17 protein-coding genes, 1 tRNA gene and 1 pseudogene are annotated in these 20,036 nt (G+C 61.9%); 10 read left to right on the top strand and 9 right to left on the bottom strand.

Annotated features, from left to right (window positions below):
* The first annotated feature begins 534 nt into the window (after positions 1-534).
* A complete protein-coding gene (locus ACOQOT_RS05385; protein WP_420561349.1) occupies positions 535-1,281 on the top strand; it encodes a GNAT family N-acetyltransferase in 747 nt (248 codons plus the stop codon).
* A gap of 181 nt (positions 1,282-1,462) precedes the next feature.
* Entirely contained in the window at positions 1,463-2,152 is a 690-nt protein-coding gene (gene gph, locus ACOQOT_RS05380; RefSeq protein ID WP_420561348.1) for a phosphoglycolate phosphatase, read from the top strand.
* Between the two features lie 73 nt (positions 2,153-2,225).
* Here the strand turns inward: gph and ACOQOT_RS05375 are convergent, their stop codons facing one another.
* Positions 2,226-3,404 (bottom strand): DUF3047 domain-containing protein, encoded by a 1,179-nt coding sequence (locus tag ACOQOT_RS05375; RefSeq protein WP_420561347.1) that lies wholly within the window; start codon positions 3,402-3,404, stop codon positions 2,226-2,228.
* A gap of 131 nt (positions 3,405-3,535) precedes the next feature.
* Here ACOQOT_RS05375 and ACOQOT_RS05370 point away from each other — a divergent pair.
* The 3 genes from ACOQOT_RS05370 to ACOQOT_RS05360 all read left to right on the top strand — a co-directional run bounded on the left by ACOQOT_RS05370 (position 3,536) and on the right by ACOQOT_RS05360 (position 7,000).
* Positions 3,536-3,611 (top strand) — tRNA-Val (locus ACOQOT_RS05370).
* Between the two features lie 155 nt (positions 3,612-3,766).
* Positions 3,767-4,462, top strand: coding sequence for a hypothetical protein (locus ACOQOT_RS05365; RefSeq protein WP_420561346.1), 696 nt, complete (start codon positions 3,767-3,769; stop codon positions 4,460-4,462).
* A gap of 90 nt (positions 4,463-4,552) precedes the next feature.
* Positions 4,553-7,000: a patatin-like protein gene (locus ACOQOT_RS05360; protein ID WP_420561345.1), complete on the top strand. Its 2,448-nt coding sequence runs from the start codon at positions 4,553-4,555 to the stop codon at positions 6,998-7,000.
* 12 nt (positions 7,001-7,012) lie between these two features.
* Here the strand turns inward: ACOQOT_RS05360 and ACOQOT_RS05355 are convergent, their stop codons facing one another.
* The 3 genes from ACOQOT_RS05355 to ACOQOT_RS05345 all read right to left on the bottom strand — a co-directional run bounded on the left by ACOQOT_RS05355 (position 7,013) and on the right by ACOQOT_RS05345 (position 9,850).
* The gene (locus ACOQOT_RS05355; RefSeq protein ID WP_420561344.1) at positions 7,013-7,945 is read right to left on the bottom strand and encodes a lysophospholipase; all 933 of its coding nucleotides are present in this window, start codon (positions 7,943-7,945) and stop codon (positions 7,013-7,015) included.
* 58 nt (positions 7,946-8,003) lie between these two features.
* Positions 8,004-8,633: a uracil-DNA glycosylase family protein gene (locus tag ACOQOT_RS05350; protein ID WP_420561343.1), complete on the bottom strand. Its 630-nt coding sequence runs from the start codon at positions 8,631-8,633 to the stop codon at positions 8,004-8,006.
* A 62-nt stretch (positions 8,634-8,695) separates the two neighbouring features.
* On the bottom strand, positions 8,696-9,850 hold the full coding sequence (locus ACOQOT_RS05345; RefSeq protein WP_420561342.1) for an acyl-CoA dehydrogenase family protein: 1,155 nt from the start codon (positions 9,848-9,850) through the stop codon (positions 8,696-8,698).
* A gap of 197 nt (positions 9,851-10,047) precedes the next feature.
* Between ACOQOT_RS05345 and ACOQOT_RS05340 the strand changes: the two genes are divergently transcribed.
* Both ACOQOT_RS05340 and ACOQOT_RS05335 read left to right on the top strand, forming a co-directional pair.
* Positions 10,048-10,479: a PaaI family thioesterase gene (locus ACOQOT_RS05340; RefSeq protein WP_420561341.1), complete on the top strand. Its 432-nt coding sequence runs from the start codon at positions 10,048-10,050 to the stop codon at positions 10,477-10,479.
* A 25-nt stretch (positions 10,480-10,504) separates the two neighbouring features.
* Positions 10,505-11,554, top strand: coding sequence for an LLM class flavin-dependent oxidoreductase (locus ACOQOT_RS05335; RefSeq protein WP_420561340.1), 1,050 nt, complete (start codon positions 10,505-10,507; stop codon positions 11,552-11,554).
* Here the strand turns inward: ACOQOT_RS05335 and ACOQOT_RS05330 are convergent.
* From ACOQOT_RS05330 to ACOQOT_RS05320, 3 genes are all read right to left on the bottom strand, one after another.
* Positions 11,536-12,972, bottom strand: coding sequence for an MFS transporter (locus tag ACOQOT_RS05330; protein ID WP_420561339.1), 1,437 nt, complete (start codon positions 12,970-12,972; stop codon positions 11,536-11,538). The two genes, ACOQOT_RS05335 and ACOQOT_RS05330, sit on opposite strands and share 19 nt — an antisense overlap.
* Before the next feature lie 225 nt (positions 12,973-13,197).
* Positions 13,198-13,806, bottom strand: coding sequence for a glutathione S-transferase family protein (locus ACOQOT_RS05325; protein WP_420561338.1), 609 nt, complete (start codon positions 13,804-13,806; stop codon positions 13,198-13,200).
* 58 nt (positions 13,807-13,864) lie between these two features.
* Positions 13,865-15,115 carry a NupC/NupG family nucleoside CNT transporter gene (locus tag ACOQOT_RS05320; RefSeq protein ID WP_420561337.1) on the bottom strand — a complete coding sequence of 417 codons (1,251 nt, stop codon included), beginning with the start codon at positions 15,113-15,115 and terminating at the stop codon, positions 13,865-13,867.
* A 343-nt stretch (positions 15,116-15,458) separates the two neighbouring features.
* Here ACOQOT_RS05320 and ACOQOT_RS05315 point away from each other — a divergent pair, with 343 nt between their 5' ends.
* The 3 genes and pseudogenes from ACOQOT_RS05315 to ACOQOT_RS05305 all read left to right on the top strand — a co-directional run bounded on the left by ACOQOT_RS05315 (position 15,459) and on the right by ACOQOT_RS05305 (position 18,346).
* Positions 15,459-16,364, top strand: a complete 906-nt coding sequence (locus tag ACOQOT_RS05315; protein WP_420561336.1) for an SDR family oxidoreductase — start codon at positions 15,459-15,461, stop codon at positions 16,362-16,364.
* Positions 16,365-16,549: 185 nt separating this feature from the next.
* Positions 16,550-17,359, top strand: a pseudogene (locus tag ACOQOT_RS05310) (ABC transporter substrate-binding protein); the annotation flags it as partial.
* A 111-nt stretch (positions 17,360-17,470) separates the two neighbouring features.
* Positions 17,471-18,346: an ABC transporter permease gene (locus tag ACOQOT_RS05305; RefSeq protein WP_420561908.1), complete on the top strand. Its 876-nt coding sequence runs from the start codon at positions 17,471-17,473 to the stop codon at positions 18,344-18,346.
* A 63-nt stretch (positions 18,347-18,409) separates the two neighbouring features.
* Here ACOQOT_RS05305 and ACOQOT_RS05300 read toward each other — a convergent pair whose 3' ends face one another.
* Both ACOQOT_RS05300 and ACOQOT_RS05295 read right to left on the bottom strand, forming a co-directional pair.
* A complete protein-coding gene (locus ACOQOT_RS05300; RefSeq protein WP_420561335.1) occupies positions 18,410-19,618 on the bottom strand; it encodes an acyl-CoA dehydrogenase family protein in 1,209 nt (402 codons plus the stop codon).
* A 59-nt stretch (positions 19,619-19,677) separates the two neighbouring features.
* Positions 19,678-19,974 (bottom strand): putative quinol monooxygenase, encoded by a 297-nt coding sequence (locus ACOQOT_RS05295; RefSeq protein ID WP_420561334.1) that lies wholly within the window; start codon positions 19,972-19,974, stop codon positions 19,678-19,680.
* Positions 19,975-20,036 lie beyond the last annotated feature (62 nt).

Here is a 20,036-nt window from a genome sequence, read left to right as displayed (position 1 = left end):
TCTGGGTAGGTACTTTTAAATTTCCACCAAAAACTTATCCCCGCCTTCTCCCCCGCTTTTATTCTGACCCAGTCCCGTTTCGTGGAGGGGGTGGACGGACCGGCCGCCTGCCGGAACGGGAGCGGCGCCTGCGGCGCGCGGAAATAACGGTCCCGCGCGTCCCGGGGGTACCGGCATGGGTCCGGGCACTACGACCCGGCGCAGTCTTTCAGGCTGCGGGCGAGCTGGGCGGGCCGGTAGCGAACCAAAAAACGCCGCGCGAGGAGCGCCGTCAGGCGAACCGTATCTAGCTAGGATCGTCGCTTGCGGCGCTCCTTGCCCCTCCTTTTAAGGCGGGGCCGGAAGACTCATCCCTCCGGGCGGCGCGCCGCCGCGGAGCTTTTGGCGCTTCCTCGAAATGGCCCATCGAGCCCCGCGACGGTCATGGGCGGCATGGCGCCCATAAGCGGATTGGCTCTGCCCATTTGCGCGTGGCGCGGGCTTTATGGGGCCAATGCGCTGCCCCTTGCCCGGCCCGACAAAAGGAAGACCGACGTGACCGATTTGCCCGATCCATCCGGCCCGCCCGACACCGCGCTCGACGCCCCGCTCCCCCCGCTGGGGGCCGAGGACTGGCGGGCCTGCCTGCTCACGCTCGGGCCGGTGCGGCTCGAGCCGCTTTCTCCCGCCCACCGGGAGGGCTTGCGCGCCGCCGGGGAGGAGGCGCGCATCTGGCGCTGGATGCCCATTGCCGCGCGCGGGGCCCGCTTCGATGCCTGGTTCGACTGGTCGCTCGGCGAGGCGGAGGCGGGGCGCGAAAGCGTCTGGGCGATCCGGCTCGCCGGTTCTCAGGGTCCGGGCGGCACGGGCGAGGAAGGGCAGCTTGCCGGCTCCACCCGCTATCTCAACATTTCCAGCCGGGACCGGCGGGCGGAGATCGGCCACACCTGGTATCACCCCTCCCATTGGGGCGGGGCGGTGAACCCGGCGGCGAAATATCTGCTGCTTGCCCATGGCTTCGAGAGGCTGGGCCTCACCCGCATGGAGCTGAAGACCGACGCGCTGAACACCCGCTCGCAGGCCGCCATCGCCAAGCTCGGCGCGGTGCGCGAGGGGGTGCTGCGCCATCACATGCATCTGCCCGTGCGGGACGAGGCGGGCCATGAGACGGGGCAGATGCGGCTGCGCGACACGGTGATGTTCGGTTTCACGCGGGCGGACTGGGAACGGGCGCGCGGGGGGCTTGAAGCGCGGCTTAAAGCGCTCGGCATTGCCGCCGGGCAAAGTTCAGATGCTGGATGAAGCGCTTCAGATTTTGAATCCGGTTTCCCGCCCAAGCGCTTGAAGGCGGATTCCTTTCCGGCTTATCCACAGGCGCGCGGCGCGGGCCGATCCGGTGCTTGCCGCTTGCATCGGCGCGGCCCGCATGCGAGAGAACGTCGGGCTGCGCGGAGGCAGCCGGAGTGAAAATACAGAGACTGATATGAGCGCGCGGCCTGTTCTTCTTTTCGATCTCGACGGCACCCTGGCCGATACGGCCCCGGACCTTTGCCACACGATGAATGTGATCCTGGCGCGCCATGGCCGCGAGGAAGTGCCCGAAGCGCGGGTGCGCCATCTCGTCGGCGGCGGCGCGCGGCTGCTCATGGAGCGCGGCTTCAAGGAGACGGGCGAGCCCGCCGGTGAAGCGCAGCTCGACCAGGCCTTTCAGGATTTCATCGCCTATTATTCCGAGCATATTGCCGATCACACGGTGCTGTGGCCCGGCGTTCTGGCGCAGCTTGAAAGGCTGGCCGAACATGGCGCGGCCATGGCGGTCTGCACGAACAAGATCGAGAGCCTCGCCCATCAGGTGCTCGACGCGCTTTCGCTCACGCATTTTTTCCCCGTGGTCATCGGCGGGGATACGCTACCGGTGAAGAAGCCCCATCCCGATCATCTTCTGGAAGCGGTGCGCCGGCTCGGCGGGGATGCCGGCCGGGCGATCATGGTGGGGGATTCCGCGCCCGATATCGATGCGGCGCTGGCGGCGGGCATTCCCTCCATCGCCCTTTCCTTCGGTTATACGCGGGTGCCGGTGGGTGAGCTCGGCGCGGATATCGTCATCGATCATTATGACGCGTTTCCGGACGCGCTGCGCCGCCTCGCGCCGGAAGCTTTCGCGGGGTTCTAAATCACCCTCGTCATTCCGTGCGCGGTGCAGCGCGAAGCGGTGCGCCGCAGACACGGAATCTTCCGGCGGGGTTCTAAACCACCCTCACATGCTCGCGCCCGTCCACGAGCTCGATGCGCTCATAGGTGCACACGCCCTCCCCGCGCTGAAAGCAGGAGACCGCGATCAGCCAGACGGCGGTGACGGAGCGGGGCGGCTCGCCGCCGATCGCCTTTTCATAATCGGCCTTGAGCGGGCGGCTTTCATCGAGCCAGCGGCCAAGGTCCCCCGGCCCGCGCAGCACCCAGTGGGTTTCGCGCTCGTCCCACCAGGGAAGCGGGCAGCGGAAGATAGTGCCGGGGGCGAGGCCGCCGGACCACATATAGGTCAGGTCCTGGCCGTTATCGAACTCCACCGCGATGGAGAGATAATCATGGGTCGGCTGGATGTCTTCGGCGAGCGCGGAGGGCAGCCGGTCCGCCTTCCAGCGCCAGTCGAGGGTGAGCTTGTCGGTGAGCGGCATGGGCGCGGGATATTGCAGGATGCCGACGTCCTCTTTCGTATGGCAGTGCATGCAATTATCCGCCTCGTGCTCCTGGCGGTAGATTTCCCCTTGGCCGAGGCGCCAGAGATAATGCCAGCCCTCCGGCGTTTTGATGGGGGCGGCCAGGCGCTTCACCTCGCGGGCGAAAAGCGGGTGCGCCTCCTGCAGGGGCTGGAGCGCGCGCGGGCCGTCCCGGTTCTTCCAGAGGCAGATGCCGAGCGTGAAGCCGCCTTCCAGTTCCTCGCGCGGGTAAGCGGGGTCGAAATCCCCCGCCTCGCTCAGCCATTCGCCGGGCGGCTTGGTGATGACATAGAGTCGGCCCGAGACATCCGCCTCGCCGCTATGGGTGGCGCCGATCATCTTTTCGATGCGCCCTTCCCCGATGCGCAGCCAGAGCCCCGTTTGCGGGCCGAAGCGCAGGCCGAGCGGGCGGGCAAGCCAGACGGCGCCCGCCGCAAAAAGCGAAAAGCGCTGGCCGCGTTCGAGATCGATGCCGGTATCGACCCAGTCCGCCGCGCCCGCCGGCACCTGCGTGCACGCCCAGCCGGCGAAACTGTGCTCATGGGCGCGCACCGCCCCGGTAAAGGCGGCGGCGAAGGCCTCCGCCTCTTTCTCCGGGTCCGCGCCCTCCCCCTGCCAGCGGCTTTTGAGCGCACGCAGGCCAAGGCGGGCGAGAATGCCCAGCGTGTGGAGGGGGCCGGGACGGGTGAGTTGAGGGGCGGCGGCCATGGGGTTTCCTTTCCCTTATCGCGGCCCTTTTCAGGGCCTCTTTTCTTTGCCCAGCCTAGCCGCCCTTGGGCTTGACTGAAAAGCCCGCGCAGCCTATAGACGCCCCTCTGAGGCGCGTCTTGCGCCCCCGTGGGCGGTTAGCTCAGTTGGTAGAGCACAGTGTTCACATCGCTGGGGTCACTGGTTCGAATCCAGTACCGCCCACCATTTTTCCCGCATTTGACGCCTGCCCCGCCGCCTCTCGCTGAAACGTGATCGCAAGAGCCGGCCCTCGCCCGGATTTTCCGGGCTCTGTGTCCTGCCTGCATGTTAGGGCTCCGCTCTGATCCCGGGCTCACCCCCTTTCTCTTTCCGGAGCGTTCATGCGTCTTTCATTCGGTACAAACGGCAGCGGCATTCATGGCGCTTTTTTGTGGACCCTCTTTGCGGCCATGGCAGGGTTCCTCGCCTATGCGCTGGCAACGGGCGACTGGACGATCGGCGAGGGCTTCCGGGAGAACCAGGCGGCCGAGATCCTGCAGCTTCTCTATCTCCTCGCAGGGGCACTTCTCTTCTTCATCGCCGCCTATGGTGAAACGGTGCCCGTGCCGCGCCGGCTCTTTGCCGGGCTCGGACTTTTTCTCACGACGGTGCTCTCGCGCGAGGTGGAAGTGGAGCGGACCTGGGCCGAGCCTTACTTCCTCTTCATCATCGAAGGCGACTTGCACTATGCGGTGCTGGGGGTTTTCTGGCTGGGGCTGATCGCGGCGAGCCTGCGCTACATCCGTGCCGGTTTCGAGGCGGCCTGGGGCTGGGCGAAAACCCGGCCTGGTGTTTTTACCTTGCTCGGTATCGCACTTTACCTTTTTACCGACGCCACGGAAAAGGAAGTGCTGATCGAGGGGAAGAACCAGTCGAAAATGATCGAAGAAACGATCGAATGCGTGGCCACCTACCTCTTTTTTGCCAGCGCCTATCTCAACCTTACCGCTCAGCGCCTGACGGCCCGTCCGGCCCATACCGCCCCCATCCGGCAGGGCCGCTCGAAAGCCGCGGCTGAGCATTTGACCGCGCCATAGCCTGCCGCGTAAGAATGAAGACCTATCCTGCGCGGGCCACCCCGCCCGGATAGGCGGCCAGAAACGGGGCCAAAAACGGGGCAATGCCGGATGAAGGAAAAAGAGCTCAGGCTTGCGCTTGTCTGCTATGGCGGGGTGTCGCTCGCCGTCTATATGCACGGCGTCACGAAAGAGATTCAAAAGCTTGTCCGCGCCTCGCGCATCTATAACGCGCCGCTGCTCGCCTCCGAGCGCCAGGAAAAAACCTATACCGACCTCAATGACGACACGGCGCGCGAAAGCGATACGGAGAGCGTCTATTTCGACATCTTGAAGCGCATTGGCGAAGAAGTAGAACTGCGCGTCTTTGTCGATGTGATCGCGGGCGCTTCCGCCGGGGGCATCAATGGCGTCATGCTCGCCCGCTCACTTGCCCATGACCTGCCGCTCGACACGCACCGGGACATGTGGCTCAACAAGGCCGATGTCACGGCGCTGCTCGATGATGAAGCGATGCCAGGCAAATGGAGCAAGGTCTTCATCCGCCCGCTCTTCTGGAACATCAACAATAAGTGGCTGACAAAACTTATTCCCGACGAGGAAGCGCGCGAAAAAGCCTCACTCTTTTTACGCTCGCGCTGGTTCAAGCCGCCCTTTTCCGGTGAAAAGCTGACAAATATGCTGCTCGATGCGAGCGAGAGCATGGGGACGCCGCGCACCCCGCGCGCCTCGCTCCTGCCGCTCGGGCATAGGCTGGAGCTTTTCGTCACGCTGACGGACTTTTTCGGTTTCTCGCAGAAAATTCCGCTGAATGACCCCCCACTGATCGAAGAGCGCGAGCACCGCCACGTGCTGCACTTCAATTATTTCAAACATCCGGACGGTAAGGTGGACAGCGATTTCGGGGCGGAGAACGTTCCGGGTCTCGTTTTTGCCGCGCGGGCAACCTCGTGTTTTCCGGGCGCTTTTCCGCCCATGCAAATATCCGAAATCGACCGGGTGTTGAAAAAGCGCGGCGAAAACTGGCCGACGCGGGAGGAATTCATCCAGCATAATTTCGAACCGCTCATCGATGCCGGGCTCGACCCGACAAGCGCCAGTTATATCGACGGTTCGGTACTGAACAACAAACCCTTCGCCGAAGCGATTACGGCGCTGCGCAACCGCCCCGCCTTCCGCGAAGTGGACCGGCGCATCGTTTATATCGATCCTGACCCTGAGGGGCGCAACAAGATTCGCAAACGCTCCCTGCCCGGTTTCTTTCAATCGATCCGCGGCGCACTTTCCGACATTCCGCGCAATGAGCCGGTACGCGACGAGCTGGAAACGCTGCAGCAGATAAGTAAACGCATTCACCAATACCGCGAAGTCGTGCGCGCCACGCGGCCCCATGTGGCCGATGTCGTAGCTCCCATCATCGCCGAAGACCCGAGCCTTGCACCGAATGTCACCACCCTGTCCTATTGGCGCCATCAGGCGAACGCCATGGCCGTTTCCCAGGCGGGCTATGCCTATGACGGCTATATTCAGGTCAAGATGCTCTCCATTCTCGATGCGCTCACCACGCTCATCGACGAAATGAGCGCCGCCATTCAGCATCCGAGCGAACGGCTTGCACTTTCCAATTCGCTGGAAGCCTGGGCCAAGGCGAAAGGAATTTTCCCGGTGCGCTGGCACAATCCCTCAAGCGGGGACCGGGAAAAGGCCACACAGGAATGGATCGCGTTTTTACGGAACTTCGACCGTAATTTCCGCGTGCGCCGTCTGCGCTTCGTCATCCGCCGCCTGAACGAGCTTTATCAGAAAGTCGTGGCGCAGGAGGAAGTCCATGTCGATAGCGAAGGGCTGGATGAATTCAAGCGACTTCTTTACCGCGCGCTCGATCATTTGCAGGCACGCACGCAGCCGGGCTTTTTCGGCACCGACTTCAAACAGAAAGTCTCCTTGCTTTTGAAAGACAAGGGCGGAAGGCTGAGTGTTGCTGAGGTGGAAGAAATCCTGAAAGCGCTCGCACCGATCATGTCGCTCGGCGAAGTGGACCGGGAAGTGGACGAGGTCTTCTCCATCATGGCGGTCAACACGCTGCCGGAAGACGAGCGGCGCGAGCTGCTGCAATCCTATCTCGGCTTTCCGTTTTTCGATGTGCTTACCTTCCCGATGCTGCTCAATGAGGAAGTGGACGATATCGACACGATCCGTGTGGACCGGATCAGCCCGCTCGATGCCAAGGGCCTCAGCAAAGGCAGCAATATCATGGCGCTGCGCGGGCGCGACCTTGGCCGCTTCGGCGCGTTTTTCAGCCGCACCGCGCGCGAGCACGACTATCTTTGGGGACGGCTGCAATCGGCAGAGCGGCTAGTGGACATTACCTGCAACACGCTGGCAAAGGCCGCCATCTCTCCTTCGGAGCGCGACGCGTTCAAAAGCCGTCTTTTCCTGGCCATTCTCGATGCCGAGGAACCGCATCTCACGCGGATCGGCTCGTTGATCAAAACTCTGCGCCAACGCACGCAAGAGCGCATTCGCGCGCAGGAAAAAGAGGCCGCGGCAGGCAACTGAGGCAAGGTAGGATCAGGGCGCTACCGGCACCGCACATGTAGCTTCGGCAAAACATACCTGCTCATAGACAGCGCCTGACGGGAGAGGCATTTCCCGGTCCGTGATCCAAGCGGCGACATCACGGTAAACGGTTTCGGCCTGCAGATCGCGCAGCAGCATGTGATAGCCCTTGCCATAATAGGCAATGGTCAGCGGCGCCTTGAGCTGGCCCGCCATTTTACGCACCGCCTCCTCAGGGATGATCTCATCCTTCGCGCCGTAGAGAAGCAGTACCGGCACCTTTACCTCTTCTGCCGCCTGATAGGCTTCCTCCATCAGCCCGACAAGGCCGTACACTGCATCGATCCGCGTTTCTTTCAGGACAAGCGGGTCGGCGCCGAGGCGTTTGAGCATATCGATATTGTCGGACGGCCAGATTTCGAGCCCCCGCCCGCTCAACGTCTGGCCCGGCAGAAGATGCGCGCCAAGCCAAAGAGAAGTTTTGTAAAGCGCATTGAGATTGGACCAGCCCCAGACGGCGGGCGCGGCCAGAATGACGCCATCGACCGGCAACGCCTCACCATCCGCGCCGCCCAGTGCACGCAGCGCCACCGCCCCGCCCATACTGGTGCCGAGAAGATAAACCGGTACGCCGGGATGTCTGGCGCGCACCAGCGTGAGCACGGTTTCAAGGTCGCGCACCATCTGCCCGTTTCCCGCCCAAAGGCCGCGGCCCGGCGCCCGGCCGAAACCGCGCTGATCATAAGCGTATAAAGTGATGCCCTTACCGGCGAACCAGGCGCCCGGCGCATCAAAGGCATTGGCATAATCGTTCATGCCATGCAGGCCCAGAATGATCGCGCGGGGGTTTTCGGCGGCCCAGACCTGTAGCGGCAGGCGCGCGGCATCGGCCATGACGGCCATTTCCGCTTCAAGCGCCGGGGTGCGGTAATCGGTGCCTTGCACCTGAAGGTGCGGCGCGCAGGCGCTAAGAAGAAATGCCGCGCAGAAAACCGCCGCCAGACTAGCGCAGGAGCCGGGCCACTTCGCCGCGCAAATGCGGGAAAACTTCTTCTTCGAACCAGAGATTCTTTTTAAGCCAAACATTGTTGCGCCAGGACGGATGCGGAAGCGGCAAATAAGTTGGGCCATAATCGCGCCAATGCAGAACCGTGTCGGTCATGCTTTTCTTGCGCGCCTTACCCAGATGCCACGTCTGCGCATATTGCCCTATCAGCAGCACAAGTTCCAAATTCGGCAAATGCTCGAAAACCTGCGCGCGCCAGGCGGGCGCGCATTCCTTGCGCGGCGGCAAGTCCCCGCCCTTGTCGTCGAGACCCGGAAAGCAGAACCCCATGGGCACGATGGCGATGCGGCTTTCATCGTAAAACGTGTCGCGGTCCACTCCCATCCACTCGCGCAGCCTGTCGCCGCTCGGATCGTTGAAGGGAATGCCTGTCGCATGTACCCGCGTACCCGGCGCTTGGCCCGCCACGCAAATGCGCGCGCTTTTAGCCGCGCGGATGACTGGGCGCGGCTCATGCGGCAGCGGTTTGCCCTTGAGAGGATCTTCGGCGCAGAGACGGCAGGCACGAATCTGCGTCAGCAATCCGTCAAGCGACTTGGCGGCTGTGTTTTTCTTGCGTTCACTCATGCAGCCAACCTAGACCGCCGCCCGCGCGCCCGCACATCACAGACCCGTTATGAACGGGCCTCTTACTGCTGGGCCTCGCGCACCAGATTGCGGCCGATAATCATCTGCTGGATTTGGCTCGTGCCTTCATAGATGCGGAAAATACGCACGTCGCGATAGAAACGCTCGATGCCATAATCGGCGACATAGCCTGCCCCGCCGAAAATCTGCACGGCCTTGTCCGCGACACGGCCCACCATCTCCGAGGCGAAATATTTACAGCAGGATGATTCCGTGCCGACATTCTCACCCTGATCGCGGCGGCGCGCGGCATCCAGCACCATACAGCGGGCGGCATAAGCTTCCGTCTTACAGTCGGCAAGCATGGCCTGCACGAGCTGGTGCTCGCCAATGGCGGTGCCGAACTGTTTGCGCTCGGCGGCATATTGCACGCTGTCTTCCAGAAGACGCTCGGCCACACCCACACAGATCGCGGAAATATGTAGACGGCCGCGCTCCAGCACCTGCATGGCGGTGACGAAGCCTTTGCCTTCTTTATCGCCGAGCAAGCAGGAAGCGGGAATGCGCGCATCCTCGAAAATCACGTCGCAAATATGCGCGCCCTGCTGGCCCATTTTCTTGTCCGGCTTGCCGAGCGTGATGCCCGGCGTATCGGAGGGCACGATGAAAGCGGAAACGCCCTTGGCGCCGGGCGTTGCCGGATCGGTGCGCGCCATCAGCGTGAAAATGCCCGCCCGGTTCGCATTGGTGATGTAGCGCTTCGTGCCGTTGATCACATAATGGTCGCCGTCCTTGATCGCCGTGGTGCGCAGGGAGGCGGCGTCGGAACCGGCTTCCGGCTCGGTCAAGGCAAAGCTTGCGATCACTTCGCCGCTCGCAAGTTTCGGCAACCATTCTTCCTTCTGGTCCGGGCGGCCATGCATAACGATGCCCTGACTGCCGATGCCGACATTCGTGCCGAAGACGGAACGGAAGGCGGGCGACGTGCGGCCCATCTCGAACATCAACAGGCATTCTTCTTCCATGGAAAGGCCGAGGCCGCCATGTTCTTCCGGGATGGAAAGACCGAAAAGCCCGAGCTCGCGCATTTCCTGCACCACATCTTCCGGCACTTCGTCCTTCTCGGAGACCTGCGCTTCAAGCGGGCGCAGCCTTTCATCGACGAAACGGCGGATGGAAGAGATAAGCTGCTCGCGGGTTTCCTGATCCAGGGCCATAGGGTCTGCCTTCCTGAATGATGATGGGGCTCTGGCGGGAGCCGGATTGGCCGGGAATTTAGGGCACCGGGCGCGCCGCGTCAAAGCGCAGGTTTGAAGGCCGTGGCGCACGAAAAATCCGGAAAATTGGTCAGTGACTAGATTTTGCCGTCCCGCCCTGCTACATAGCCGCCAAATCACATTCTGGAGATTCTCTAATGGGCGAGAGTAATGCCGGGGCCGTGTTGCCCGAAGGATATGTCAGTTGGGATGGTACGGACCCGTTCGAGGATCATGCCGGGCCCTATTTCTTCAAGAAAATGGACGATGGCAGTATCCGCTGCGCCTTCGTTTCCACACCGACCCATTGTAATGGCGGCGGCTTCCTGCATGGCGGCGCACTGATGACCTTTGCCGATTACTCGCTCTTTGCCATTGCAGGCGAATTGACGGGCGGGCCTTGCGTCACCGTCTCCTTCAACAGCGATTTTGTCGCCGCGGGCCAGGCCGGTAAGCTGATCGAGGCAACGGGCGAGGTTGTCAAAAACACAAAGAGCCTCATATTCGTTCGAGGTGAAGTGACCTGCGAAGGTGAAACGCTGATGCCTTTCTCGGGCGTCATCAAGAGAATCGGCCCACGCAATAAATAAAACCGGCGGGGCCTCGGGAGGAAGCATGATCAAGCTCGGCGTTCTCGACCAAAGCCCCATCAGGCGCGACGGCACGGCGGCAGAGGCGCTTGCCGAGACGATCGACCTTGCCCGGCATTGCGACAAATGGGGCTATCACCGCTACTGGGTGGCCGAGCACCATAATTCGAAATCCTTCGCAGGCTCGGCGCCCGAAATCATGATCGCCGCGCTCGGCGCCGCCACCACGCGCATGCGCGTCGGCTCCGGCGGCGTGATGATGCCCCATTACAGCCCGCTGAAAGTGGCCGAGCAGTTCCGCCTCCTCGAATCGCTTTATCCCGGCCGTATCGATCTCGGCATGGGCCGCGCACCCGGCACGGATCTGCGCACCACGCGCGCGCTGCAGCCCGGCCCGCAGGCCTATGACATTGCGGTCTTTCCCCAGCAGGTGGAACTCCTCATCCAGTTTCTGGAAGATGCGAACGGGCTTGAGGGAAGCGCGGGCGGTTTTCCTGACGAGCACCCTTACAAAGGCATTCATGCCATGCCGCGCGGCGAGGGTTTCCCCGAGCTTTGGATGCTAGGCTCGGGCGGTGACGGGGCCGCCCATGCCGGGCAGTTCGGCATGCCCTATTCCTTTGCTCATTTCATCAATCAGGATGCGGGCACGGGGCCGGTGGAGATTTACCGCCAGAGCTTCCGTCCCTCTCCGCGCCTCAGCCGGCCTTATGTGTCGCTCGGCGTCTCGGTCATGGTGGGCGAGACGGAAGAAAAAGCCAAACGCATCGCCGCCTCGCGCAACCATTGGGTCGTCAAGCTTTTGCAGAATCAGGCCGAACGCTTCTGGCCGGTGGAAGATGCGCTCACCTATCCTTATTCGGAACGCGAGAAGGCCATGCTGGAGGCGGTCGAGCAGCGCTCCGTTACCGGCAGCCCGGAGCAGGTGCGCGCCAAGCTGCTGGAGATGGTGGAAACCTACGGCGCGGACGAGCTTGTCATCCTCACCATCACCCATGACCATGAAGACCGGCTGCGTTCTTACGAGCTTCTGGCCGATGCTTTTTCCTTGCGCGCTCAAGAAGCGGCTGAATGAACGGCCCTGCGCGCCTCCTTCAGGCGCAGCGCGCGGCGCAAACGTTCCTGGCGCGCCGGGGTGATGGGGTAGCGCCAGATAATAGCGATCGAGGCAAGCCACAATAAAAGCGGCAAAAGGCAATACATCGCCAGCAGCGAGAAAAGCGCCGCCTCCGAATTTTCTTCCAGCCCCGGATTGAAGCCGAACCAGGAGACGATGGGCAGGGCGATGCCGACGCCCGCCGCCTCGAAAATCTTGCGCACCATGCCGAGAAACGAAAAGAGAAAGCCGGTGCGCTGCTCACCGGTTTTCAGCGTATCGAGATCGGCCACATCGGCAAGGATCGACATGCCGAGCACGCCGGAAGCGGACATGGTCGCCCCGCGCACGATTGTCACCGCGAACATGGCCGGCAGCACATATCCTGCATCGAGCGGTTTGAGGCCATAGATAATGAACGGGATGATGGCGAAGGCGCCCATATTGATGAGGCCGGCCAGCGCAATCGCCTTGTGCTTGCCGAGCCGCGCGCCAAGGCGCACCCAGAGAGGCGTTCCGGCAAGCGCCGCAGTAAAGAGCACGAGGATGAGCACCAGCCCTTCCTCGCCGATGCCCGCCACATGATCATAAAAGAGAATGGCAACGCTCGCATTGACCGAGCCTGCCAGCGCCCCGCAAACCGACGACAAAAGCACGATGCGGAAAGGCCCGTTTTTCAAGAGCGGTTTGATCTGACGCAGCATCTCGGCAGGGCCGGCCGTTTGCGCGGCAGCGGAAACATCGAGACGCGCCGGGGGCTCACCGACAAAGGCAAGCAGCACGAACCCGCAAAGAGGCACGAGTATCACGGTCAGCCAGCCGAGCGAGGCCATGGCCTCCCGCGTCACGGCCTGGCCCGTGCCGCCTGCCTCCACCGCTTCCGTCGCAATGACCGGCACGAGCAGCGCCAGCAAGATGCCGGCAACGAGAAAAATTTCCCGGCTGCCGGTGACTTTGTTGCGCTCCTCATAGCCGCCGACAAGCTCCGCGCCCCAGGCGCCGTAAGGAATGACGATAAGCGTGAAGCCGAAATAAAGCGCAACGATCGCGCCCAGTAGGTAAAGCGCGCCCGCCCCTTCCGGCGGCAGGAACAGCATATAGGCGGAGATCACCATCACCGGCAGGCCCGCGAGTATCCAGGGCCGCCGACGCCCCCAGCGCGTGCGCGTCAAATCGGAAAGCCGGCCGATCATCGGGTCCGTCACCACATCGCTGAAGCGCGCCAGCATCAGCAAAGTACCGATCAATGCGAGATCGAGACCGAGCGTGCCGCCATAAAAGGGGGGAATGTAAATGGCGAGCGGCAGGCCGACCACGGCCAGCGGCACCACCATTTGTCCGTAAGCTGCCAGGCGGGCGAGCGATATCTCCCCCGCTGGTGCGCTGCGCTCCGGCATTCAGCCTCCTCCCGTTATTAGTAAATTATTCTTACTATCCGAGAGAAGCGCAGCGCAAGCCGCTTTTCAGGTGCGGTTCATCTTGGCCCGGCCATGCTTTGCCCATGGTCCTTCGGCCATGACACACCCTGTTCCTTCCCTGCCAGGGGCGGAACGCACGGGGATTGGGGGGAAGAGGCGGCGTCTACCGTACCCTGGCGCCGCCTCTTGCCTTTCGTCCTAACCTTAGGCCTTGGCGCTGGGACGCGCGGCAAGGCGCTGGTGCCAGGCGGTCAGGTTCTTGAATTCGGCGGGAATGTCGAGCCCGGCGAATTTCGCGAAATCCACCGTGGTCAGGCCGACAATATCGGCAACCGAGAAATAATCCCCCACTAGATAGTCATGGCCTTCCAGTTCCCGGTCCATGAACTTCATATATTTGATCGCCCGGTCTTTATTCTGATTGCCCCATTCCGGGTTCTGCTCTTCAAGCTGCGCCATCATCGGATTGGTGTGACGGAAGAAGAAAGCGACCGGCAGCATCAGGCCGAATTCGACGCGGCGCTGCCACATATCCACATGCGCCTTTTCAAGCGCGGTGCGCCCGAAAAGCGGCGGCTCGGGATTGGTCTCTTCGAAATAACGGCAAATCGACAGCGTCTCGGTGACGATCGTGCCGTCATCGAGCTCCAGCGTCGGCACCTGGCCCAGCGGGTTGAGCTTGCGGTAATCGGGCGTCTTATGCTCGCCCTTCATCATGTTCACTTCGACATAAGGCACCTCGATGCCTTTTTCGGCGAGGAACACCCGCACGCGGCGCGGGTTGGGGGCGGCTTTGGTTTCATAGATCTTCATCTTTGTCTCCCTTCTTATTGTTGTCGTCAGTCGCGATGAAGCGGGCAGGCATGCCGCTTCAATTCAAAATTCCGATCACCGCACCGGTCATGGAGGTCGCAAGCGTGCCTGCCACAAGCGCCTTCATGGAAAGGCCGATGATTTCCTGCCGCCGGGAAGGCACAAGTGTCGTCAGCCCCCCGATCATGATGCCGACGCTGCCCAGATTGGCAAAGCCGCACATGGCATAGAGCATGATCATGTCGGCGCGCGGGCTCAGCGCCTCTTCCGGCAGTCTGGCGAATTCCAGATAGGCCAGAAATTCATTCAGGATCGTCTTCGTGCCCATGAGCTGACCGGCGGTGAGGCTTTCCCCCGCCGGCACCCCCATCAGCCAGACGAGCGGCGCGAATATCCAGCCCAGCATGCGCTGCAGGGTCAGCGGTCCGCCGCCCACATCCGGCAACGTTCCAAGCACGATATTGACGAGCGCGACAAGCGCGGTCAGCACCAAAAGCATGGCGATGATGTTGAGAAGCAGCGCGAGGCCTTGCGCCGTGCCTTGCGTGACCGCATCCATGGCGCTGTGATAGCCAAGATCGGCCTCGACGCGGCCCGTCTCCGTCACCTCATCCCCCGGCACCATGATCTGCGCCATGAGGATGGCGGCAGGCAGCGAGATAAGCGAGGCGGTAATGATCTGCCCCAGCGCGCCTTCGATGACAGGGCCGACGATTGCCGCATAAAGCACGATGACGGTGCCCGCCACCGTTGCAAGGCCGACGCTCATCAGCATGAAAAGCTCCGAGCGCGTCAGTTTTTCAAAATAAGGCCGGATGAGAAGCGGCGCCTCGACCATGCCCAGAAAGACATTGGCCGCCGTGCCGAAGCCTACCGCCCCGCCGAGACGCATCGTCTTTTCCAGCGCCCAGGCAAAGCCGCGCGTTACCCAGGCCAGAATGCGCCAATGCCAGAAGAGCGCGGAAAGCGCGGAGATGACAAGCACCAGAGGCAGCGCCTGAAAACCGAGGATGAAAGCATGTTCGGGCGCGGTCACATCGAAAGGTGCGGGCCCGCCCCCCATATAACCGAAGACAAGCGCCGTGCCCGCCTGCGTCGCCTCACTCAGCGCTTCCACCACACCGTTCAGTGCGAATAGCACGCTGCGCGCCACCGGTACTTTGAGCAGAAAGAGCGCGAGAGCGAATTGCAAAAGAAGCCCCACCGCCACGAGACGCCAGGGAAAAGCCCGCCGGTTCTCGCTGACCAGCCATGCCAGGGCGCAAAAAACGCCGAGGCCCGCCACGCTTTGCAGCGCATATACGCTCATTCCCCTATCCCCTCTTTGTGACCCCCGTTTCGGCCGCTGCTTTGGTTCTGCTCTACCCGGTCAAAACGCCGCCATCATAGAGGCCAAAGACCGCCAGGCAATCAGGGAATCGCCACTTTTGCGTGAGGGCGAACCGCGGAAAATCCGCCTTTTCCGGGAGAAAACCGGCCTTTGCCCGGCGCCTTGCGAGCCGCTTGACCCCTCCCCGCCCATCGTGCACAAAGGGGCCCAATTCCGCTTCTGCGCCCCTTCAAAGGCGCGGCGGGGCGGTCTTGCAGCACCTTGCCTCTGGGAAGGTGCGGAAAGGCCCAACGCCAAAAATAATGTTCAAGGAGACGTCAATATGAGCATTCGTTACGACGGCAAAGTTGCCATCGTCACCGGCGCCGGCGGGGGCCTCGGCCGTTGCCACGCATTGGAATTCGCCCGCCGCGGCGCCAAGGTTGTCGTGAACGACCTGGGCGGTTCTGTGGACGGCACGGGCGGCAATTCGGAAGCGGCCGAAAAGGTCGTTGCCGAAATCAAGGCTGCCGGCGGTGAAGCCATCGCCAACGGCTCGTCCGTGACGGACGACGCAGGCGTCGAAAACATGATCAAGCAGACCATGGACGCGTTCGGCCGCATCGACATTCTCGTCAACAATGCGGGCATTCTGCGCGACAAGAGCTTCGCGAAGATGGACCTGAAAGATTTCAGCCTGGTTCTCGACGTGCACCTGCTCGGCTCCGTGAAGCCGACCAAAGCCGTTTGGCCGATCATGAAGGAACAGGGCTACGGGCGCATCGTCGTCACCTCCTCCTCTTCCGGTCTTTACGGCAATTTCGGCCAGACCAACTACGGCGCAGCCAAGCTCGGCGTTGTCGGGTTCATCAACACGCTGAAGCTGGAAGGCCAGAAAGACAATATCCGCGCCAATGCGCTGGCCCCGGTTGCCTATACGCGCATGACCTCGGACCTGATGCCGCCGGAAGCCGAACAGATGTTCACGCCGGACAGCGTTTCGCCGGCCGTCATGTTCCTGACCTCCGAAGATGCGCCGACGGGTGAAATCATCTGCGCCGGTGCCGGCCATTTCGCCCGCGCCCGCATCGTGGAAACGGAAGGCATGTTCTTCGGCCAGGGCGACGATGTTGCCGAAAAGATTGCCGAGAACTGGGAAAAGATCTCCGACCTGTCCACCGCCAAGCCCTATTTCATGGGCGGCGAACAGACCGGCAAATTCTTCGAATATGCCGCCGGCAAGAAGTAACGCCTTCTTGATAGAGCGTTTGAAAGGGAGCCTTCGGGCTCCCTTTTTGTTTTGGGGCGCCATGCGCTTATGATGAGCTTCCTTAAGATGAGAAGACGCCCTTGACCCGTTTGCCCGCCCTCTTCCTCGTGCTCTTTGCCGCGCTTGTCTTTGGCGCTTCCGCCGCCCGGGCGGAAAACTGCCCGATGGAGCGGCCCATCATGTTTGGCGGGCTCGACTGGGATTCCAACGCCTTTCACACAGAAACCGCGCGCATCATCCTGGAAGAAGGCTATGGCTGCCGGACAGACGTGCTGCCCGGCTCCTCCCTGCCGCTTTTAACGGGGCTCGGGCGCGGCGATATCGACATCCTTATGGAAGTCTGGCTCGACAATGTCACCGAACCCTGGAACGAAGCTTTGGCGCGGGGCGATGTCGTCTCGCTCGGCACGAATTTTCCCGATGCCGTGCAAGGCTGGTATGTGCCGCGCTATCTCGTGGAAGGAGATGCGGCACGCGGCATTGAGGCTGCCGCGCCCGGCCTTTCCCATGTGCGCGATCTTGCCCGCTACAAAACCCTCTTCCGCGATCCGGAAGAACCTAGCAAGGGACGCTTTTACAATTGCATTCTCGGCTGGAGCTGCGAGGTCCTCAACACCGCCAAGCTGCGCGCCTACGGCCTTGAGGACGATTTCACGAATTTTCGTCCCGGCACCGGCGCAGCGCTTGCCGCCGCCATTGCCGGAGCCTACGAGCGGGGCGAGCCCGTCGTTGCTTATTATTGGGGGCCGACCTGGGTGCTTGGCGCGTTCGATCTCATGCGCCTTGAAGAGCCGCCTTACGAGCCCGCGAAATGGCGCGCCTTTGCCGATGATCCGGCCAACAATCCGCCCACCGCTTATCCCACCGTCGAAGTGGTTGTCGGCGCGAATGCGGATTTTGCCAAGGCGGCGCCCCGTATCGCGGAATTCCTGACGGCTTATGGGACAAGCAATGCGCTCACCAGTGAAGCGCTTGCCTATCTGCGCGCCAATCCCGGCGCGCGTGCCCGCGATGCCGCCCGCCATTTTCTGGAGCGCCATCCGGAAATCTGGAAAGCCTGGGTAACGCCCGACATCGCCGCCCGCATCGAAGGCAAGACGCACGCGCCGGAAAGCAGTTTTCCCGAATTTCTGGAACTCTCACTCGATGAGCCCATCAATGCCGCCACCCGCGCGCTGGTACGCAACTATGGCGGCTTCTTCGAGGCGGTGAGCACCGGCCTTCTTGCCATCATTCTCGCCGTCGAAACGGCACTGAAAGCGCTTCCCTGGTGGCTGGTGCTGCTGCTCGCCGCAGCAACAGGCTATCACGCGGTGCGCCACTGGGCAGCGCCGCCGCTTTTCGCCGGGCTCTTTTTCCTCGTCGGCATGCTCGGGCTTTGGGACCTTGCGATGCAGACCCTGGCGCTGACCGCCGTTTCCGTGTTCTTCGCCATACTCATCGGCCTTCCGGCGGGCATCGGCCTTGCCCGCTCGCAGCGCGCCCGCGCCATTGCCCGCCCGCTTCTCGATGCAATGCAGACATTGCCGAGTTTCGTCTATCTCATTCCCGCGCTCATGCTGTTCGGTCTCGGCAAAGTGCCCGCGCTCTTTGCCACGCTGATCTATGCGACGCCGCCGCTGATCCGCCTGACGGAGCTGGGGCTGCGGCTCGTCGAAGACCGTTTTACCGAAGTCGCCGCCGATCTTGGCGCGACGCGCTGGCAGCGGCTGTGGGATATCGAACTGCCGCTTGCCTTGCCCAATATCATGGCGGGGATCAACCAGACGATCATGATGGCGCTTTCCATGGTGGTCATCGCCTCGATGATCGGCGCGCGCGGGCTGGGCGAGGAAGTGCTGCTCGGCATTCAACGCCTCGATGTGGGGCGCGGGCTTGTGGCGGGCCTTGCCATCGTCCTTCTTGCCATCGTCTTCGACCGCATCACGCAGGCCTATGGCAAGCGGGCGGAACACCGCTAAGCACTGCCCAAAAGAAAAGGCGGCGCCAAAGCACCGCCTTTTCCAAATTCATGCAGCCAGACCTTAAAGGCCGAGCACGGCTTTCGCCATGATGTTGCGCTGAACTTCGTTCGAACCGGCAAAGATCGAGGTCTTGCGGACGGAGAAGTAATAAGGCGCGACGGTCTTGGCATAGTCCGGGCCGATATCGGGCTCGTTCGTGTTGAGAAGCGCGTCTTCGACGAACGGGTTCACATAGATGCCCGTCGCTTCCAGCTTCAGTTCCGTACCGCGCTGCTGCAGCTCGGTGCCGCGGCATTTCAGCAGCGAGGATTCCGGGCCCACATTCTTGCCCGCCGACAGAGCCGAGAAGATGCGCAGCTCGGTGAATTCCATCGCTTTGATCTGCGCTTCATAATCGGCGATCTTGGCGGCGAATTCCGGGTCTTCGATCAGCGGCTTGCCGTCCATTTCCTGTTCGGCGGCAATTTCCTTGATCTCGGCCAGTGCGTGGTAGAGGCCGGGCGAATAGGCGTTGCCCCGTTCGAATTCGAGCAGATATTTCGCGTAGGTCCAGCCCTTGTTCTCTTCCCCGATGCGGTTTTCGATCGGCACCTTCACATCGTCGAAGAACACCTGGTTCACTTCCTGGTGCGGCGCGGGCGTGCCGTCGAGGCAGACGATCGGCTCCACCGTGATACCCGGCGTCTTCATGTCGATGAGCAGGAAGGAAATACCTTCCTGGGGCTTGCCTTCATTGGAGGTCCGCACGAGGCAGAAAATCCAGTCGGCATGCTGGGCAACGGAGGTCCAGATCTTGGTGCCGTTGACGAGGTAATGATCACCCTTGTTCTCGGCCTTGCACTGCAGCGAGGCAAGGTCGGAGCCGGCACCCGGCTCGGAATAGCCCTGGCAGAACCAGATATCGGTCGCCAGGATCTTCGGCAGGAAGTAATCCTTCTGCTCCTGGGAGCCGTATTTCATGATCACCGGCGCGCACATGGTGATGCCGAAGGGGATCGTGTGCGGCACATCGGCTTTGCCCATTTCCACGGAGAAAATATATTTCTGCGTGGGGGTGAAGCCCGGCCCGCCGAATTCCACCGGCCAGTTCGGCGCGGCCCAGCCCTTCTTATGAAGCGCCTTCTGCCATTTCAGGTGGTCTTCCTTATCGAGATAACCGTTCTTCGTGCGCTTGACCTTGTCGCGCAGATCGTCGGTGAAATTCTCGGCGATGAAAGCCTGCACTTCTTTGCGGAAGGCTTCATCTTCGGGGCTGAATGTCAGGTCCATACCTGTCTCCCAATTTTAAAATATGACCGTGCCGCAGCGGGCGCCTTTAAAGAGCCGCCTCAGTCGATCCGGTCGAGAAATTCAAGGCCGGGCGCCCCGTCGAGCACCGCGCCGAGCGCGGGAAAGGCCGCCTGGAAATACTCGGACTTGCCATGGGCATCCAGCGCCGCCTGGCTTTCATACTGTTCCATGATCACGAAGGTCTGCGGATTGGATTTCGATTTGCACAGATCGTATTGCAGGCAGCCGGGCTCATTGGCCTTCACCTTGGACTGCAGGTCCTTGAAGACCTTCTCGAATTCAGCTTCCTTGCCGGCCTGCACTTTCATCGTCGCGACGACACCGATCACACCCATGACTGTCCCTCACCTGTTATTTGATTATGGAATCTCGTTGGGGGGCAATTTAGAGCGTTGAT

Source organism: Tepidicaulis sp. (genome assembly GCF_965222285.1).
Classification (GTDB): Bacteria; Pseudomonadota; Alphaproteobacteria; order Parvibaculales; family Parvibaculaceae; genus Tepidicaulis.
Note: the sequence above shows the minus strand (reverse complement) of the source record. Positions and strands in the feature narration are given on the sequence as shown.

Coding starts and splice junctions, on each gene's coding strand:
- gph (WP_420561348.1), top strand. CDS start 1,463: ATGAGCGCGCGGCCTGTTCTTCTTTTCGATCTCGACGGCACCCTGGCC.
- ACOQOT_RS05375 (WP_420561347.1), bottom strand. CDS start 3,404: ATGGCCGCCGCCCCTCAACTCACCCGTCCCGGCCCCCTCCACACGCTG.
- ACOQOT_RS05365 (WP_420561346.1), top strand. CDS start 3,767: ATGCGTCTTTCATTCGGTACAAACGGCAGCGGCATTCATGGCGCTTTT.
- ACOQOT_RS05360 (WP_420561345.1), top strand. CDS start 4,553: ATGAAGGAAAAAGAGCTCAGGCTTGCGCTTGTCTGCTATGGCGGGGTG.
- ACOQOT_RS05350 (WP_420561343.1), bottom strand. CDS start 8,633: ATGAGTGAACGCAAGAAAAACACAGCCGCCAAGTCGCTTGACGGATTG.
- ACOQOT_RS05345 (WP_420561342.1), bottom strand. CDS start 9,850: ATGGCCCTGGATCAGGAAACCCGCGAGCAGCTTATCTCTTCCATCCGC.
- ACOQOT_RS05340 (WP_420561341.1), top strand. CDS start 10,048: ATGGGCGAGAGTAATGCCGGGGCCGTGTTGCCCGAAGGATATGTCAGT.
- ACOQOT_RS05335 (WP_420561340.1), top strand. CDS start 10,505: ATGATCAAGCTCGGCGTTCTCGACCAAAGCCCCATCAGGCGCGACGGC.
- ACOQOT_RS05330 (WP_420561339.1), bottom strand. CDS start 12,972: ATGCCGGAGCGCAGCGCACCAGCGGGGGAGATATCGCTCGCCCGCCTG.
- ACOQOT_RS05325 (WP_420561338.1), bottom strand. CDS start 13,806: ATGAAGATCTATGAAACCAAAGCCGCCCCCAACCCGCGCCGCGTGCGG.
- ACOQOT_RS05320 (WP_420561337.1), bottom strand. CDS start 15,115: ATGAGCGTATATGCGCTGCAAAGCGTGGCGGGCCTCGGCGTTTTTTGC.
- ACOQOT_RS05315 (WP_420561336.1), top strand. CDS start 15,459: ATGAGCATTCGTTACGACGGCAAAGTTGCCATCGTCACCGGCGCCGGC.
- ACOQOT_RS05300 (WP_420561335.1), bottom strand. CDS start 19,618: ATGGACCTGACATTCAGCCCCGAAGATGAAGCCTTCCGCAAAGAAGTG.
- ACOQOT_RS05295 (WP_420561334.1), bottom strand. CDS start 19,974: ATGGGTGTGATCGGTGTCGTCGCGACGATGAAAGTGCAGGCCGGCAAG.